The organism is Pseudoalteromonas sp. S3178 (assembly GCF_005886985.1).
GTDB classification, from domain to species: Bacteria; Pseudomonadota; Gammaproteobacteria; order Enterobacterales; family Alteromonadaceae; genus Pseudoalteromonas; species Pseudoalteromonas carrageenovora.
This window is the reverse complement of the sequence record NZ_PNCW01000232.1, coordinates 1-373: the sequence shown is the minus strand read 5'-3', so window position 1 is coordinate 373 and position 373 is coordinate 1. Positions and strand designations below refer to the sequence as shown.

Annotated in this window: 1 protein-coding gene; it reads left to right on the top strand. The window is 39.1% G+C overall.

Translation table 11 applies throughout. The features are described 5' to 3' along the window. Nucleotides 1–52 precede the first annotated feature (52 nt). Complete coding sequence (locus CWC11_RS20755) at nt 53–325, top strand: transposase (RefSeq protein ID WP_138684173.1); 273 nt, start codon at nt 53–55, stop codon at nt 323–325. The last annotated feature ends 48 nt before the right edge of the window (nt 326–373 follow it).

Sequence of the window (373 nt, the reverse complement as noted above, 5' to 3'; positions counted from 1 at the left end):
ATCAAACAGGACACTTTAATAATGGAATATAATCCAATTATTGAGGTGTTAAATGACAAAACGAACAAACAGAAATTATACGGCTGAATTTAAGCAAGAAGCTGTGGCATTGGTAACTGAGCAAGGTTACAGCGTACCAAAAGCAGCGGCGTCTTTAGGTATCACAGATAAAATACTTTATAACTGGAAAGCTCAGTTTGAAGCTGAGCAATCTGGGACCAGTTTAAGTGCAGATGAACGAACAGAGCTGTTAAGGCTGTGCAAGGAAAATAAAGAACTCAGGATGGAAAAGGAGATCTTAAAAAGGCCAGCGCCCTCCTGCTAAAGGAAACCAAGTAACGTTTAAAACCGTTAAGAAGCTCTCTTCAGTATT

Coding starts and splice junctions, on each gene's coding strand:
- CWC11_RS20755 (WP_138684173.1), top strand. CDS start 53: ATGACAAAACGAACAAACAGAAATTATACGGCTGAATTTAAGCAAGAA.